The sequence below is a fragment of the Bosea beijingensis genome, from assembly GCF_030758975.1.
Taxonomy (GTDB): Bacteria; Pseudomonadota; Alphaproteobacteria; order Rhizobiales; family Beijerinckiaceae; genus Allobosea; species Allobosea beijingensis.
The window spans coordinates 4,784,472-4,801,309 of the sequence record NZ_CP132359.1 but is presented as its reverse complement, the minus strand read 5'-3'; the positions used below and the strand labels follow the sequence as shown (position 1 = coordinate 4,801,309).

At 65.1% G+C, this 16,838-nt stretch carries 12 protein-coding genes and 1 pseudogene; 10 read left to right on the top strand and 3 right to left on the bottom strand.

Annotated features, from left to right (window positions below; translation table 11 throughout):
• Nucleotides 1–884 precede the first annotated feature (884 nt).
• Nucleotides 885–1,025, top strand: a complete 141-nt coding sequence (locus Q9235_RS22950; RefSeq protein ID WP_306224081.1) for a hypothetical protein — start codon at nt 885–887, stop codon at nt 1,023–1,025.
• Here Q9235_RS22950 and Q9235_RS22945 read toward each other — a convergent pair.
• Both Q9235_RS22945 and Q9235_RS22940 read right to left on the bottom strand, forming a co-directional pair.
• Nucleotides 991–2,433, bottom strand: a complete 1,443-nt coding sequence (locus Q9235_RS22945) for a UdgX family uracil-DNA binding protein (RefSeq protein ID WP_306224079.1) — start codon at nt 2,431–2,433, stop codon at nt 991–993. The two genes, Q9235_RS22950 and Q9235_RS22945, sit on opposite strands and share 35 nt — an antisense overlap.
• Nucleotides 2,430–3,662, bottom strand: coding sequence for a putative DNA modification/repair radical SAM protein (locus tag Q9235_RS22940; protein WP_306224078.1), 1,233 nt, complete (start codon nt 3,660–3,662; stop codon nt 2,430–2,432). The genes Q9235_RS22945 and Q9235_RS22940 overlap by 4 nt, the downstream gene beginning before the upstream one ends.
• A 181-nt stretch (nt 3,663–3,843) precedes the next feature.
• Between Q9235_RS22940 and Q9235_RS22935 the strand changes: the two genes are divergently transcribed.
• On the top strand, nt 3,844–4,386 hold the full coding sequence (locus Q9235_RS22935) for a biliverdin-producing heme oxygenase (protein WP_306224077.1): 543 nt from the start codon (nt 3,844–3,846) through the stop codon (nt 4,384–4,386).
• Complete coding sequence (locus tag Q9235_RS22930; protein WP_306224075.1) at nt 4,383–6,092, top strand: GAF domain-containing protein; 1,710 nt, start codon at nt 4,383–4,385, stop codon at nt 6,090–6,092. Before Q9235_RS22935 ends, Q9235_RS22930 begins: the two co-directional genes overlap by 4 nt.
• Here the strand turns inward: Q9235_RS22930 and Q9235_RS22925 are convergent.
• Nucleotides 6,023–7,195 (bottom strand): annotated as a pseudogene (locus tag Q9235_RS22925) (peptide ABC transporter substrate-binding protein); the annotation flags it as partial. The gene Q9235_RS22930 and the pseudogene Q9235_RS22925 overlap by 70 nt on opposite strands.
• A gap of 451 nt (nt 7,196–7,646) precedes the next feature.
• Between Q9235_RS22925 and Q9235_RS22920 the strand changes: the two are divergent.
• The 7 genes from Q9235_RS22920 to Q9235_RS22890 all read left to right on the top strand — a co-directional run bounded on the left by Q9235_RS22920 (nt 7,647) and on the right by Q9235_RS22890 (nt 16,829).
• Nucleotides 7,647–8,447, top strand: coding sequence for an SDR family oxidoreductase (locus tag Q9235_RS22920; protein WP_306224074.1), 801 nt, complete (start codon nt 7,647–7,649; stop codon nt 8,445–8,447).
• A gap of 52 nt (nt 8,448–8,499) precedes the next feature.
• Nucleotides 8,500–9,510, top strand: coding sequence for an inositol 2-dehydrogenase (iolG, locus tag Q9235_RS22915; RefSeq protein ID WP_306224073.1), 1,011 nt, complete (start codon nt 8,500–8,502; stop codon nt 9,508–9,510).
• Complete coding sequence (locus Q9235_RS22910) at nt 9,510–10,292, top strand: inositol monophosphatase family protein (RefSeq protein ID WP_306224071.1); 783 nt, start codon at nt 9,510–9,512, stop codon at nt 10,290–10,292. The genes iolG and Q9235_RS22910 overlap by 1 nt, the downstream gene beginning before the upstream one ends.
• Nucleotides 10,293–10,383: 91 nt before the next feature.
• Nucleotides 10,384–11,421: an ABC transporter substrate-binding protein gene (locus Q9235_RS22905; protein ID WP_422678231.1), complete on the top strand. Its 1,038-nt coding sequence runs from the start codon at nt 10,384–10,386 to the stop codon at nt 11,419–11,421.
• Between the two features lie 231 nt (nt 11,422–11,652).
• Nucleotides 11,653–13,860 (top strand): ABC transporter permease, encoded by a 2,208-nt coding sequence (locus Q9235_RS22900; RefSeq protein ID WP_306224070.1) that lies wholly within the window; start codon nt 11,653–11,655, stop codon nt 13,858–13,860.
• 15 nt (nt 13,861–13,875) lie between these two features.
• A complete protein-coding gene (locus tag Q9235_RS22895; protein WP_306224069.1) occupies nt 13,876–14,943 on the top strand; it encodes an ABC transporter ATP-binding protein in 1,068 nt (355 codons plus the stop codon).
• Nucleotides 14,944–15,101: 158 nt separating this feature from the next.
• Nucleotides 15,102–16,829: a Na/Pi cotransporter family protein gene (locus Q9235_RS22890; RefSeq protein WP_306224068.1), complete on the top strand. Its 1,728-nt coding sequence runs from the start codon at nt 15,102–15,104 to the stop codon at nt 16,827–16,829.
• Nucleotides 16,830–16,838: the final 9 nt, after the last annotated feature.

The following is a 16,838-nucleotide window of genomic DNA, read 5'->3' as shown; positions in this document are numbered from 1 at the left end:
GCGGCCCATCGTGCTCAGGAGAACGGCTTTCGTCAAAAAAGAAGCCTGCCGCGCGATGCAGGCAGGCCGTTTTGGGATGCGAGGGCAGAGGCACGGCCCTGACCATCGCTCGCTTCGTGCAGCCGCAACGCGATGTCATGTTCCTGAATTCCGCGACGGTGCTACCGAGGCCAGCAGCGAGGGCAAAAAGCTGCCGCGGGAAGGTTTCGCTACGACGATGTCGCGGCACTGGTTTCTCGGATGCGACTAGTGCGGAGGCGTCGACTCAGTCTGACCCGAGATCAGCAATATCCGGCCTGCTGCGCCTGGATGATTTCGACATCGTCGACCCGACTGAGCCGGTATCGGCGAGGCGGGCAATGCGGTCTCGACTATAACCTTATTCCAGCGGGTCCGCGATGTAGAAGCCAAAGGCCGAAGCGCAGGCCAGAACGACGCTGATTTCAAGCAAGCCCATGATCTCCTCCTCACAATGCCGAGGAAGCAACCACTTCAGCCTCGCCATTGTTCCGCCATGTTGCGTTATGCAGGGCGGAATCTTGTGGTGGCGACCCAGGTCCCCGGAAACAGCCGCATTTGCTCGCGGGCGATAGACTGGATCTCGCCGCAAAAGCCTGAACGAAAAGCCCCGTCAGTCGAGCTGCCGGGGCGAGTTTGGTTCCGAGGTGAAACGAGAGACAGGTGAACGCCGGTGGGCGGCCCGAGGTTCCATTGCTCACGACTGCTCCGATGCCATCGGTAAGAGGCTGGATTTGTGAAGGCCATGAACCCGGCGGCCAGTTTTTCAGGCGCTGGAATTCGCGAGCCGCAAGCCATGATGCGACCGCCGCAGCAGCGCCATGAAAGTGGGCGCCTGATCGAATATCTCGGAGAGGGACGAGGCGATGCTGACGCCGCTGGCGGACAAGGCCGTTTTCCTGAAAAGCGGAGCGGTGGATCGGTCGTACGGCATCTGCGGCGGCAAAGCCGCTTCTACCTCCCCGATATTGCTCAATGCCGGAATATACGTTGTTGAACGCGAGTGAGGTCTGCGACGAACCGGGCATATTCGCGAGACCGAGCATCCTCGTCCGGAAGGCGCAGCAGAAATGAGGGATGGACGGTGGCCAGCAGCGGCGTGCCGTCTTCGAGCGCGAGCTCGCTATCCCGTGCGCTTGCCAGCGAACCGGCATGCCCCGTCAGCGATCGCAGGGCGCTGGCGCCGAGGGCAACGACAAGCCGGGGTTTCACGAACTGCAATTCGAGATCGAGCCAGAACCGGCAGGCCTTGATCTCCCCGACATTCGGCTTCTCATGGATGCGCCGTTTGCCGCGCAGGTGGAATTTGAAATGCTTCACCGCATTGGTGACATAGGCGCGTGCGCGATCGAGACCGGCCTCCTTCATCGCCCGATCGAAAACCTGCCCTGCAGGTCCGACGAATGGCCGGCCAGCAAGGTCCTCCTGGTCTCCAGGCTGTTCGCCGACGAAGAGAACCGGCGCGTCCAGCGGACCCTCTCCGAAGACCGATTGCGTCGCGTTGCAATGAAGGTCGCAGCGCGTGCAGCGTTGCGCGGCGGCGGCGGCATCCTGCCAGGACGTCATCGCGGGTTCATCGGCCGGCATTTCGGGACGGTGCCGAAGCTGCCTGACATGACGCGCGGGTGGCTGCGTCGGGGCGCGCATCACCATATCCTCTGCTCGCCGGGCGGCGTTTGCGATCAGAGGCACAATCAATTCAGCCTCGGGCAAGTTCCGCCAGTATTTCACCGGCATCTCGCTTTTCATCGCCTTCGGCTTCAGGCGCGCCGGATTGAAGATATTGGCGTAGTAAGTGAGCCAATAGGCTTCCATGGCATCACCATCCGGCGCATCAGCCTTGCTGGCGGCGGGGCCGAACTGCAGCGTGCCGCCATCCCAGTGCAGCGATCCCTGCGGTGTCATGATCGACCAGGTCATCCCGGCGAAGCGTCCCGTGAAGAAGCTCGCGACCCGTTCGAGAATGAAATGCTCCGGCTCGAACCAGGCGATGAAAGGGCCGTCCTCCCCCGCGCCCGACACCGCCCGGAAGCGGACGAAGGCCGTCATCTTGTGTAGATCGCGGCGCACCGAGCGGGCCATCGCCTCGGCGCGTGCGATATCGGGATCGGCTGCATTGTCGAGCAAGCGCGGCTCGTCCTGCAAACGCAGCAGCAGGCGGTGCAGCAAGACGAAGCGGCCGGCATCCCGATGACAGACGACATTCTCGGCAAGCTCGATGAAACGGCGAGACACGGTTAGCGTGGCGCCTCTGTCTTCGACCGGGGCGACGCTCCCGATCACGAACAATCCGGCATCGTCCTCGCTCGTCAGCCAGGCGACGGCCTCGGGCCGAACGCCGGCCAGCGCCAGCCGGCGCGTTTCCCGACGCCAGCCGGCAAAATCCGCAGGGCCGTTCAGCCGGGCCGCAATCACGGGAAAAGCGACAATTGCCGCGGTTGCGGCATCAGCCGGGCCCGCAGGTTCTGGGCGTCGAGGCCGCCGCCCGGGCGCCAGCCCTCCGCCAGGATGAAATGCCGGATCGTCGCGAGCGATCGCGTCAGCCGGCCGACATCTTCCAGCCTGAGCCGGCGAAACCGCCGCGAGGCGAGGATGCGATCGACACTGCGCGTGCCCAGGCCCGGCACCCGCAGCAGGGTTTCGCGATCGGCCCGGTTCACGTCGACGGGGAAGCGTCCGCGCTCGCGCAGTGCCCAGGCGAGCTTGGGGTCGAGATCGAGATCGAGCATCTCGTTGCGCCCCAGAATTTCCTCGGTCTCGAAACCATAGAAGCGCGTCAGCCAGTCGGCTTGATAAAGCCGGTGCTCGCGCATCAAAGGCGGCGGCTGGAGCGGCAACTGGCGCGAGGCATCCGGGATCGGGCTGAAGGCCGAGTAGTAGACGCGCTTCAAGCCGAAGCTGCCATACAACCAAGCACTGCGCTTCAGGATGGCGGAATCGCTCGCGCCATCGGCGCCGACGATCATCTGCGTGCTTTGTCCTGCGGGCGAGAAGGCAGGGGCCTTCTCGCTCTTGTCACGTTCCTCCCGCGCTGCCTCGATCTTCAGCTTGAGGCCACCCATCGCGCTTTTGATCTCGCCGGCCTGCTTCTCCGGAGCGAAGCGGGCGAGCGCCGCTTCGCTCGGCAGTTCGACATTGATCGACACCCGGTCCGCGAACAGCCCCGCGCGCTCGATCAGATCGCGGCTCGCACCGGGGATCAGCTTCAGATGGATATAGCCGCGGAACCCATGTTGCCGGCGCAGCGTTTCGGCCACTCGCATCAGTTCCGCCATCGTGTAGTCGGCAGAGCGGATGATGCCCGAGGACAGAAAGAGACCTTCGATATAATTGCGGCGGTAGAAATTCAGCGTGAGTTCGACGACCTCTTCGACCGAAAAGCGGGCGCGGCGGACATTGCTCGACGAGCGGTTGATGCAGAAGACGCAGTCGAAGCTGCAGAAATTCGTCAGCAGTATCTTGAGCAGCGAGATGCAGCGGCCGTCAGGCGCGTAGGAATGGCAGATGCCGGCGCCGGTCGTCGAGCCAAGCCCCTTTCCGTCCCGCGAATCCCGCTTGGTGGTGCTGCTCGATGCGCAGGAGGCGTCGTATTTCGCGGCGTCGCTGAGAATTTCCAGCTTCTCCAGGACCGTAAGCTGTGCCATCGCCCTTCCTTTGTTCACTATATGTTCCTAAGACAATCTCAGGCCGAATTCAAGCCAGTCCATTGGACAGGGATGCCGTGCGGACCAGGAAGGGGAGAAAATCCGCAATGAAAACAGCGCGGATTTCACTGATATCGGGTTATAGCGATGCCGAGGCGGAACGATTCCAGGTGCCCACGGAATGATTGAGATCAGAAGTTTCCTGCGCGATGAGACCAACGAGCTTCATCGCGAGCTGGATGCCATCGTTGGCGTGTTTTCGAGCCGTTCCGAATATGCCAACTTTCTGCAGGGCACGTTTCGGCATCGCGCGCCGGTCGAGGCCGCCTTGCTCGAAGCGGCGGAATTTTCGCCCTGGCGACCGCGCAAGCTCCTGCCGGAACTGACGGCGGACCTCGCCGATCTGGCGCTACCGCTCCCGGCGGCCGACCCGTTCCATCTGTCAAATGACATCGCTGCCCAGCTCGGAGCCGCCTATGTTCTGGAAGGTTCGGCTCTTGGGGCTCGCGTGCTGGTAAAGGGAGTGGAAAACCTCGGCTTCGGGGCGGCTTTCGGCGCACGTTACCTCTCGGCGCAGGCCGGCTCGCTCGATCAGTGGCGCACGGTTCTGGTCGCTCTCGAAGGGCTCGACCGCCAAGTGTGGGATGCCGCGGCGCAATCGGCCAGGTCCGTTTTCCTACACGCCATCCAGGCCTTTACATCGGAAGAACTCTCTCCCGCATGACGACCGTTGATCTGACGAACTGCGATCGCGAGCCGATCCATATTCCTGGCAGCGTCCAGCCCCATGGCTGCATGATCGTGTGCGATGCCGAGGCGGTGACGATCCGGCGCCATTCCAGCAATGCCAGCGCCTTCCTCGGCCTTGGGGAGTTCGAGCTGGTCGGCCGCAGGCTCGAAGAGATACTGGGCGGACCGGTCGTGCATGAGATGCGCAATGCGCTAGCCCGTTCTGGCGTGCCCTCCCGCGCGGGCCTGATGCCCCGCTATCGCCTGCCTTCACTGGATCGCGAGTTCGATATCTCGATCCATGCTTTCAAGGGCAATGCCATCATCGAGTTCGAGGAGAGCGTTTCGGCCGGGCCGAGCTCGCCGCTCGAATTCGCCCGGACGCTGGTCGGCCGGCTCTCGGACGTGACGACTCCCGCGCAGCTCATCAAGAACGCGGCACGCCTGCTGCGGGCCGTGCTCCAGTACGACCGCGTGATGATCTACCAGTTCGCGCCCGACGGTTCCGGCAAGGTCGTCAGCGAGGCAAAGCGCCCCGACCTCGAAAGCTTCATGGGGCAGCATTTCCCGGCGAGCGACATCCCGCAACAGGCACGGCAGCTCTATCTGCTCAATCCGATCCGCGTCGTCTCCGACGCGAGCGGAGAGCGCTTCCCGATCATGCCCGTGCTGGATGCGGCGGGCGAGCCGCTCGACCTGTCTTATGCCCATCTGCGCAGCGTTTCGCCGATCCATTGCGAGTACCTGCGTAACATGGGCGTCTCTGCCTCGATGTCGGTCTCGATCATCGTCGACGGCGCGCTTTGGGGGCTGATCGCCTGCCACCATTACAGCCCGCGCTCGCTCCCGATGAACCGCCGGATCGCGGCGGAAATCTTCGGCGAGTTCTTCGCGCTTCAACTTGGCGCCCTGACGCAGAAGCAGATGCTGCTCGCAGCCGAGCGGGCGCGGGATTTCCTCGACGGCCTGCTTTCGTCCGCCGCCCATGTGACCGATGCTTCGGGTTTCCTCGGTCAGCACCTCGCCGCGTTCCGCAATCTCGTCGAAAGCGACGGGGTCGGGGTCTGGGTGAATGGCGAGTGGCGTGCCGAAGGCAGCGCGCCGCCGGCGGAATTCGCCGAGGAACTGGCCGCTTTCGCCGGCTCGGTCTGTGAAGGGCGGATCTGGGCGACGACGGCGCTGGCTGAGGGGTTGCCATCAGCGCGCACTTACGCCGACGCATTCGCCGGTATGCTCGCGATCCCACTCTCCCAGCTTCCACGCGACTACCTGTTCTTCTTCCGTAAGGAGCTGGTCCACACGATCGAATGGGGCGGAGACCCCAACAAGACCTATACGACCGGCCCCCATGGCGACCGTCTTACGCCTCGGCAGAGCTTTGCCGTCTGGAAAGAGACCGTGGCCGGCCATTCCAAGATCTGGACGCCTGTCGAGCGTGAGTTGGCCGAATCTGCGCGTCGGACCCTGATCGAGGTCGTGCTGCGCCAGAGCGAACTGCTGGCCGACGAGCGGAACAAGGCCGAAATCCGCCAGAAAATGCTCAATCAGGAGCTCAACCACCGGGTCAAGAACATCCTCGCCCTGATCAAGTCGATCGTCGCCCATCCGCTCGCCGAAGGCGCCACGATCGAGAGCTTGGTCGACTTGAACTGCTTGGGCTCGTTGACGAAGCTCGCCGTCGCGGTGCCGCCGCGGCCATAGATGAACTTCTGGACCGAATCGCGGTCGATCAGCAGGTTGATCGCCTCGCGCACCTTCGGGTCCGACAGGGTCGGGTGCTTGGTCTTGACGCTCGAACGCTCGCCATCGACCTCGGTCCACGGATCGGTCGTGTTCAGGATGATGAACTCGATATCGCCCGAAGCCACGGCGCTGATCTTGCCGCGACCGCCGGTCTCCATGCGCTTGAGAACCTCGTCCTCGACCTGCAGGTTCCAGGCGTAGTCGTATTCGCCGGTCTGGAGCACGGCGCGAGCGGCCGAGACCGCGTCACCGCCGCCCTTGACCTCGATCGTGTCGAAATGCGGCTGATTCTTGATGTGGTAATCGGCGAAGCGCTCGCCAGTCAGGACGTCGCCCGGCTTGAAGTCGACGAACTTGTAGGGGCCCGTGCCGATCGGCTTCAGGTTGTCCGGGGCTTCGCGAGACTTGGCGCCGACATAGTCGCCGAAGCGGTGCTTCGGCAGGATCTGGCCGACAGTGCCGACGAAGGGGTCGGCCCAGAACGGCGTCGGCTGCTGGAAGATCACCTTGACGGTGTGCTCGTCGACCTTCTCGACCTTGATGTTGTTGTAGGAGCCCGTGGTGTAGGCGGCCGTCGCCGGGTCCTTGGCGTATTCCCAGGTGAAGACGACGTCGTCGGCGGTCAGCGGCTTGCCGTCATGCCACTTCACGCCCTGCTTGATCTTCCAGGTGACGCTCAGGCCGTCGGCCGAGAGACCGCCATTGGCCTTGGTCGGAACCTCGGCAGCGAGGCACGGGATGAGATTGCCTTCCTTGTCCCAGCCGGCGAGGGGCTCGTAGAAGATGCGCGAGGCGATCTGGTCCTTGGTACCCGAGGCGAAATGCGGGTTCAGCAGGGTCGGGGCCTGCCAGAGCAGCATCTTGAGCGGTCCGCCGCCGCCGGCCTTGGTCGGCTTGTATTGCAGCGTCGCATTCGCCAGCGCGACGTCGTTCCACATCAGGATCTGGGTTGCGATCGGCGCGGCGATGCCGACCGCCGCCATTTTCTGCATGAAGGAGCGGCGCGACAACGTGCCTTCCTTCACATCCGCGACGAGCCCGCGGATTTCCTGTTCTTTCATCGAATGCCTCCACCTTTAAACAAAATTTATCCCCGGCGCCTTCGCACCGTGTTCTCGTTGATGGGGCCAGCAAGCCATGTGCCAACGAAAGCGTCAACTGTGCAGCGCAGGGCAGATGCGCGTCTGCCGCGATGCGTGGCTGCCTAAAATGGCTTCATTTGCATGAATGTGCCGAACTCAGTGGAATTGTGGCAATTTTATGCGGGCCGTACGACGAAGACGACAGTTTTCTTTCCGTTGAGAACGGCTCCCCCGAGACCGGCCCTGCACCGCTGAGACGCGCTCCGGGAAACGCCCGCCCTCCTGAAAGCCGAGCGGCTCCGCGGCATCTTTCACCACCGCGTCGATGCGCCTGCCGGTTCGCTTGACTCGTCCGTGCCGAAAATGGAATGTTTATTCCAACTAGCGGGAGGACTAAAAAAATCCTGCCATTCGCTCGGGAGGCGGGTCTTTGTCGCAAGCCGGTTCGTTCAGCCGTGATCTCCACGGCAAGGTCGCCATCGTCACCGGCGGCAGCCAGGGGCTGGGCGAGGCGATTGCCCGCGAATTCGCAGCGCGCGGCGCGCGCGGGCTCCTGCTGACCGGCCGCAATGCGGCGCGTGGCGAGGCGGTGGCGGAAAGCCTGCGGGCGGCGGGCTGCGATGCCCGTTTCCATCAGGTCGATCTCGCCGATCTCGACGCGGTCAGGCTGGTCGTCCCGGCGGCGGAACAGGCTTTCGGCCATCTCGACATTCTCGTGAATGCCGCGGGCGACACTGATCGCGGCACGATTTTCGATACCTCGCCCGCGCTCTACGAGCGCATCATGGCGGTCAACCTGCGCGCGCCCTTCTTCCTGATCCAGGATGCGGCCGATCTGATGCGCCGGCAGGATATCCCGGGCGCTGTCGTCAACATCCAGTCGATGTCGGCCCATGGCGGCCAGCCTTTCCTCTCCGCCTACAGCGTCTCGAAGGCGGCGCTCGCCGCACTCACCAGGAATGCTGCCTACGGCCTGTTGAAGCACCGCATCCGCGTCAACGGCCTCAATATCGGCTGGATGGCGACGCCGGGCGAGGATGCGATCATGAAGCTGCGCCATGATGCCAAGGACGGCTGGCTGGATGAGGCCAATGCCTCGCAGCCCTTCGGTCGCCTGATCGATCCGCGCGAGGTCGCCAAGGCGGTCGCCTATCTCGCCTCGACCGAATCCGGCCTGATGACCGGCTCGAACATCGACTTCGACCAGACCATTCTGGGCGCACACGACTAACTGGCGGATGAGAGCCTCATCCGCCCCTTTCTAAAGAGACGCGACGACGGGAATGACCAAGGCCATGAAGATCGGATTGCTGGGCGCCGGCCGCATCGGGCGCATCCACGGGCTGAACATCGCCGCGCGCGGCGATGTCGCGCTGGTCGCCGTCACCGACGCGATGCCGGAGGCCGCCGCCTCGCTCGCCGCCGCTACCGGCGCGAAGGCGACGACGACCGAGGCGATCCTCGCCGATGCCGCGATTGACGCGGTGCTGATCTGCACCCCGACCGACACCCATGCCGACCTGATCGAGCAGGCTGTCTCGACCGGCAAGGCGGTGTTCTGCGAGAAGCCGGTCGATCTCGATGCCGCCCGCATCCGCCGCTGCCTCGCCACGGTCGAGAAGTCCGGCAAGCCCTTGATGATCGGCTTCAACCGCCGCTTCGACCCGAATTTCGCGGCGTTGGAGAAGCGCCTGCGCGCGGGCGAGGCCGGCGCGATCGAGATCGTCACGGTGATCTCGCGCGATCCCTCGCCGCCGCCGGTCGATTACGTCAAGCGCTCCGGCGGGCTCTTCCGCGACATGATGATCCACGACTTCGACATGGCGCGCTTCCTGCTGGCCGAGGAGCCGGTGGAGGTCTTCGCGCTGGGTTCTGCTCTCGTCGACAAAGCGATCGGCGAGGCAGGCGATGTCGACACCGCCGCCGTCATCATGAAGACGGCCTCGGGCCGCATCGCGCAGATCTCGAACTCGCGTCGCGCCACCTATGGCTATGACCAGCGCATCGAGGTCCATGGCTCCAAGGGCATGCTGCGCGCCGGCAATATCCATGAGACCACAGTCGAGATCGCGACCGGGCAGGGCTTCCGCGCCGATCCCGTGCAGAACTTCTTCCTGGAGCGCTATGCCGCTGCCTATCGCGCCGAGCTCGATGCCTTCATCGCCGCCTGCAACGGCAAGGCAGCGGCCTCGCCGACCGGGCTCGACGGCCTGAAGGCGCAGATTCTCGCGGATGCCGCGACCGAATCCGCGCAGACCGGCAAGCCCGTCCGCGTCGACCTGGGAGCCAAGTGATGACACCGGCCGAACGCGACCTGCGCTATTATGCGGCGCTTGGCCTCGCGGCCGAGGCGAGCCATCTGGCGCTGGGCTATTTCAACAGGCGCGAGTCGCTCGGCATCACCATGAAGGGCGCGCAGGACTGGCTCACCGTCGCCGACGGCAAGGTCGAGGATTTCCTGCGCCGCCGGCTTTCGGAACTCTTCCCGAATGACACCGTCATCGGCGAGGAGGGCGGCGGTCAGGCGTCGGACGCCGTCTGGATTCTCGATCCGATCGACGGCACCGCGAATTTCGCCCATGGCGATCGCAACTGGTGCATCTCGATCGGCTTCCTGGCGGACCGCAAGCCGGAGATCGGCGTCGTCGCGGCGCCGGCCCTGGGCGAGGTTTATGCCGCCCGCCGCGGTGCGGGCGCGACGCTGAACGGCGACGCGATCAAGGTCTCCGGCGCGGCCGATATCGCCCGCGCCTCGGTTGAGCTCGGCTGGTCGACCCGCATTCCAGCGCAGAACTACCTCAAGGTGATCGAGCGCGGCTACACGGCCGGCGCCGCGATGAAGCGCGGCGGCTCGGGCACGCTCGGCCTCTGCCATGTCGCCAATGGCTCGAGTGATGCTTATGCCGAGCTCCATATCAACGCCTGGGACGTTGCCGCCGGCATCGTCATCGCCGGCGAGGCCGGCGCCTCGATCAACGACTTCTTCGCGGGCGAGGGCATGGCCAAGGGCAATCCGATCCTGTGCTGCACGCCGGGATTGGCCCAGCCGCTGCGGGAGATCACCGGAATCCTTTAGCCAGCACCATAGTCCATTGATCTTTCGCAAAAATTCATCTCAGCTTCGTCTCAAGCGACAAGAAACGAAAGATCCGAACAGGGAGGTTCACATGCAGACGAAATCATGGCTCAAGGCGGGGCTTTTCGCCGCGCTTGCCACCGCGGCCTTCGCCGCCACACCGGCCCGCGCTCAGGGCTCGCTCGTCATGTATTGCGGCGTCCAGGAGGAATGGTGCCGCGCCATGTCGAGCGCCTTCGAGAAGGAGACCGGCATCAAGGTCGCGATGACCCGCAAGTCGGCGGGCGAGATCTATGCCCAGCTCAAGGCCGAATCCTCGAACCCGCGCGGCGATATCTGGTGGGGCGGCACCGGCGATCCGCATCTGCAGGCGGCGGAAGAGGGGCTGACCCAGGAATATGAATCGCCGAAGAACAAGGAGCTGCATCCCTGGGCGCTCGACCAGTGGAAGGCGGCCAAGCAGCGCTCGGTCGGCATCTATGCCGGCGCGCTCGGCTTCGGCTTCAACACCGACCAGATCAAGGCGAAGGGCATCCCCGAGCCGAAATGCTGGGCTGATCTGCTCAATGCCAAGCTGAAGGACGACGTCCAGGTCGCCGATCCCAATTCCTCGGGCACGGCCTATAACCTGCTGGCGACGGTGATCCAGCTCATGGGCGAGGACAAGGGCTTCGAATACCTCAAGGCCCTGCACAAGAACATCAGCCAGTACACCAAGTCGGGCGCCGCGCCGGCCAAGGCCGCGAGCCTCGGCGAGACCGCCGTCGGCATCGTCTTCATCCATGACGCGGTGGTCTTCGCCGTGCAGGGCGATCCGATCAAGCCGGTCGCGCCCTGCGAGGGCACGGGCTACGAGATCGGCTCGATGTCGATCGTCAAGGGCGCGCGCAACCTGGACAATGCCAAGAAGTTCTACGACTGGGCCCTGACCCCGGCCGCGCAGGCGCTCGCCGCTCCCGCGAAGTCCTATCAGGTGCCGTCGAACAAGGCTTCGCCGGTGCCGGCGCAGTCGCCGAAGATGGATCAGATGAAGCTGATCAACTACGACTTCGTGAAATACGGCTCCTCGGCCGAGCGCACCCGCCTGCTCGCCAAGTGGGACAAGGAAGTCAAGGCGCTGCCGAAGTAAGGCTGCGTCTTTCCGGCGTGTTTCCAGGCCATCTCGGAAACACGCCGTCATCCCGGGCTTGACCGGGGATCCATGCCTGAACCTCCGCCGGATGCGCTCCGGCATGGCTCCCGGAACTTCGCTTCGCTGCGTCCGGGATGACGCTGGAGGTTCGGGCGCAAGACAAGGGCTGGGCCGTGAAAGCCGGGGCAACCGGTTCGGGCCGACGGGAAATGTGAGGGCAGGGCAACCATGGCGCCAGCGACGAGACTCGTGCTGCTGATCGGCTGGCTCGGCTATGCGCTGATGCCCTGGTACCTTGTCGAGGGCATGAGCCTGACGAACTGGGCCTGGCTCGCCGAATATCCGTTCGGCAAGGCTGGCAGCGCCTTGGCGCTCGCCCTCTCCGGTCAGGCGCCCTGGCTCCTGCCGATCGGTGTCGCGCTCGCCGCTGCGACGCTCTTCTGGGGCAGTGCCGACCGCCAGCGCACCGCGACAGTGCTGCTCTGGGCCGGCCTGCTCGGGATGACCCTGTTCTTCGCCCAGGCTTTCTCGATCGTGCTGAAGGATCAGGGCATCTCCTGGCTCGCCGCCTTGCTCGGCGGCGCCGGAGCCTCCCAGCGCGGTATCGGCGGCGGCGCCTTCCTGACGCTGCTCTCGCTGCTCTTCCTGCTCTGCCACGGTCTGGCCTATCGCGGCGTCTGCCGCGGCGACCTCTTCACGACCTCGACGATCGGTCTCGTCGTCCTGCTGATCGGCATCTTCATCTTCTTCCCGGTCGCGATCATCCTGAAGAGCGCGCTGGTCGACCAGAACGGCGCCTTCGCGCCTTCCGCCTTCATCGAGCGTTTCCTCGATTCCTCGATCTGGGGGCTGGGCTGCCTCAGCGCCAACGTCAATTGCGGCGTCGCCTGGAACACCCTGATCCTGGCCGTGCTCTGCGGCGTCATCACCACCTTGCTCGGTCTCGCCTGCGCCCTGCTGATCCTGCGCACCGGGATGCCCGGCAAGCGCGTCATGCGGGCGCTGACGGTGTTGCCGATCATCACCCCGCCCTTCGTTATCGGCCTTGCGCTGATCCTGCTCTTCGGCCGCGCCGGCGCCGTCTCGACCCTGCTCTACGAGTGGTTCGACATCCCGCGCTCGCGCTGGCTCTACGGCCTGCCGGGCGTGCTGCTGGCGCAGGTGCTGGCCTTCGCGCCGATCGCCTTCCTCGTTCTGATCGGCGTGGTGCAGGGCATTTCGCCCAGCCTCGAGGAGGCCTCGCAGACGCTCGGCGCCAAGCGCTGGCAGACCTTCCGCACCGTGACCTGGCCGCTGCTCAGGCCCGGCATCGCCAATGCCTTCCTGCTCGGCTTCGTCGAGAGCATGGCCGATTTCGGCAATCCGCTGGTGCTCGGCGGCAATTTCGAGGTGCTCTCGACCAAGATATTCTTCGCCGTGGTCGGCGCCTCCTACAATCAGGGGCAGGCGGCGGTGCTGGCCATCGTGCTGCTTGCCTTCACGCTGGGCGCCTTCTGGGTGCAGCAGCGCTGGCTCGGCGACAAGTCCTACACGACCGTCACCGGCAAGGGCGATGCCGGCCTGCCGACGCCGCTGCCGCGTCGCATCACCTGGCTCTCCGCCGCCGTGATCGTGCCCTGGGTCGCGCTGACGGTGGTGATCTACATCGTCATCCTGGTCGGCGGCTTCGTCCGCAATATGGGTCGGGACTACACGCCGACGCTGCAGCACTATCTCACCGGCTTCTCGATCGACTTCAGCAACGGCCTCTATTTCCAGGGCTCGGCCTGGCCGTCCTTCTTCACCACCGTGAAGGTCGCCGCGATCTCGGCCCCCCTGACGGCGGTGATCGGCCTGCTCACCGCCTATCTGCTGACGCGCCAGCGCTTCAGCGGCCGCGCCGGGCTCGAATTCGCGACGATGCTCTCCTTCGCCATTCCCGGCACGGTGCTCGGCGTCGCCTATATCCTCGCCTTCAACGTGCCGCCGGTCGAGATCACCGGCACCGGCCTGATCCTCGTCATCGCCTTCGTCTTCCGCAACATGCCGGTCGGCGTGCGCTCCGGCATCGCCGGCCTCTCGCAGATCGACAAGAGCCTGGACGAGGCCTCGACGACCTTGCGCGCCCGCAGCTTCACCACGCTCTGGCGCGTGGTGCTGCCGCTGCTCAAGCCGGCACTGGTCTCCGCGCTGGTCTATTCCTTCGTGCGCTCTATGACGGCGGTCAGCGCCGTGATCTTCCTGGTCTCGGCCGAGTACAATCTCTCCACCGCCTATATCGTCGGGCGCGTCGAGGCGGGCGAATTCGGCCTCGCCATCGCCTATTCCTCGGTGCTGATCGTCTTCATGGCGCTCGGGATCGTGCTCATCCAGTTCCTCGTCGGCGAGCGCAAGCTCGGCCGGCGGGCCCGCACCGCCACTGTTACCGCACCGGCCCCGGCCCCCGCGATCGGATAAGGACAGAGACCCAAGATGGCCAAGGCCGGACCCGCTTCCGTCGAATTCCGCAACGTCTCCATGCGCTACGGCGCGGTGACGGCGGTCGACAACATCAACTTCACCATCGAGGCCGGCAAGCTGGTCACGCTGCTCGGCCCTTCCGGCTGCGGCAAGACCACGACCTTGCGCATGATCGCGGGCCTCGAGATCGCCAGCGAGGGCCAGATCCTGATCGGCGGCAAGGACGTCACCAAGCTCTCGGCCGCCGACCGCGACGTCTCGATGGTGTTCCAGTCCTATGCGCTCTTTCCGCATATGAGTGTGCTCGACAACGCCGCCTATGGTCCGACTGTGAAGGGGCTCGGCAAGGAGCAGGCCAGGCAGATGGCGCTGGAGAAGCTGGCGCTGGTCGGCCTGAAGGGCTTCGAGAACCGCTACCCGTCCGAACTCTCGGGCGGCCAGCAGCAGCGCGTCGCGGTCGCCCGCGCCCTGGTGCTGGAGCCGCAGGTGCTGCTCTTCGACGAGCCGCTCTCCAATCTCGACGCGAAGCTACGCCGCCGCGTCCGCGAGGAAATCCGGGAACTGCAGCAGGACCTCAACCTGACCGTGGCCTATGTCACGCATGATCAGGAGGAGGCGCTCGCCGTCTCCGACCGCATCATCGTGATGTCGAATGCCCGGATCGCGCAGGAAGGAGCGCCGCGCGACCTCTACGAACAGCCCTCCAACGCCTTCGTCGCCGACTTCATCGGCGACGCCAATCTGGTCGATGTCACCGTGAAGGCAGTGGCGGACGGACGTGCCGATGTCGCCATCGGCACCGCCACGGTCAACCTGCCGGCGCGTGGTCTCGGTATCGGTCCCGCCAAGGTCGCGATCCGTCCTGAAGCGCTCTTGCTGGGTGGGACGGGGCAGGCCGGTTCGCTCCCCGGCACGATTCGCAAATGCGCTTATCTCGGCAATCATCTGGACATCATGGTCGAGACCGAGGTCGGCGAGCTCTTCGTCGTGCAGTATGGCGGGCGCGAGATGCTGGAGCCGGGCAGCCCGGTCGCCGTGTCCTTCGCGAACAAGGGCGTGACGCTGATCCCGCCGGCTTGAGCGCCGCGGAATCCGGCACCCATCCACTGGTCTGCGCGGCTTGAGGGCACTGCCCAAATATCAGCACTTTCAGTGTGTATTTCTGTTGAGTTGGCTAATCAAAAATTGATAGATTTGGCCGAAGATGAAGCCCTGAATCGGGGAAAGACCGCACGAAAATGGCCACGGGCGAGAGCGCAACCAACATCCTGATCCATCTTGCCGGTGGCGTCGCGCTGCTGATCTGGGCGGTCAGGCTGGTGCGAACCGGCGCGATGCGCGCCTTCGGTTCTCAGCTCAGGCAGGCGCTGCAGAGTTTCACGCGCAATCGCTTCGCCGCTTTCGGCAGCGGCGTCGCGGTGACCATGGTGCTGCAGAGCTCGACGGCGACGACGCTGCTGGTCTCTTCCTTCGCCGGTCAGGCCCTGATCGTGCCGGCCATGGCGCTCGCGGTGCTGCTCGGCGCCAATCTCGGCACCTCGCTCGCCGCCTTCGTCATCTCGATGGATCTGGGCTGGCTCTGGGGGCTCTGCGTCGCCATCGGCGTTGCCATGTATCTCTCCAGCGAGGCGATGGAGCGCGCGCGCAATATCGGCCGCGTGCTGGTCGGTGTCGGTCTCATCCTGCTCTCGCTGATCGAGCTCAATGCGGCCGCCGCCCCGCTGGCGCAGTCGCCGACCTTCCGCGTCGTCCTGGCCGCCATGGGCTCGGAGCCGCTGCTCGGCATCCTCGCCGCCATCGCCGCGACCTGGCTCGTGCATTCCTCGATCGCGATCATCCTGCTCGTCGCGACCTTCGCGGCTTCCGGCCTGTTCCCGCCCGCCACCGCGCTGACGCTGGTCATCGGCGCCAATCTCGGCAATGCCGTGATCCCGGTGCTCGACCAGCTCGGCGCGCCTGCCGCCCAGCGCCGCGCCGCCGTCGGCAACCTGCTGACGCGCGTGGTCCTGGCTCTCGCGGTGCTGCCCTTCGTCGGCCCGCTCTCGGCCTGGCTCCTCGGCTTCTCCTCTTCGCCGGCCCGGCTCGCCATCGAGTTCCACGTCGTGCTGAATGTCGTAGGCGCCCTGGTCTTCCTGCCCTTCGTCGGGCCGATCTCGGCGCTGGTCGAGCGCTTCATGCCCGGCAAGGAGGACAAGGCGGAAGCGGTGACGCCGCGCTATCTCGATCCCAACGCGCTCGACAGTCCGACGGAGGCGCTCGCCGGCGCGATGCGCGAGGCCCTGCGCCTGGGCGACCGCGTCGAGGGCATGCTGCGCGATACCATGACTCTGCTGGAGAAGGACGAGCTCAAGCTCTCTCGTGCCATCGCCCAGGCCGATGACGGTGTCGACACCATCCACGAGTCGATCAAGCTCTATCTGGTCAAGGTCTCCCGCAACGAGCTCTCCGAGGAGGAGAGCCGGCGCCTGTTCGAGATCATCACCCTGATCACGAACCTGGAGCATATCGGCGACATCATCGACAAGAACCTGCGCGAGCTCGCCGAGAAGAAGATCCGCAAGCGCTATGCCTTCTCGCCGGAGGGGCTGGCCGAGATCCGCGATTTCCACCATCGCGTCGCCTCGGCGCTGGCGCTGGCGCTCAACGTGTTCGCGACGCGCGATCTCGTGCTCGCCCGCCAGCTCTTCGCCGACAAGGCGGCGATGCGCGATGCCGAGCGGCGCGCCACCGACAGTCATTTCCAGCGCCTGCGCTCGGGCCGCCCTGAATCGATCGAGACCAGCGCGATCCATCTCGACATCATCCGCGATCTCAAGCGCATCCACGGCCATATCGTCTCGATCGCCTATCCGATCCTGGAGAGCGCCAACGAATTGCGCGAGAGCCGCCTGCGCGACACGAAGGCTGCCGCTGCGCAGCGCGAGACGCCGGCCGTGCTCATCCCCGCCGCGCATTCGGGCGGGTAAGGCCGGCCT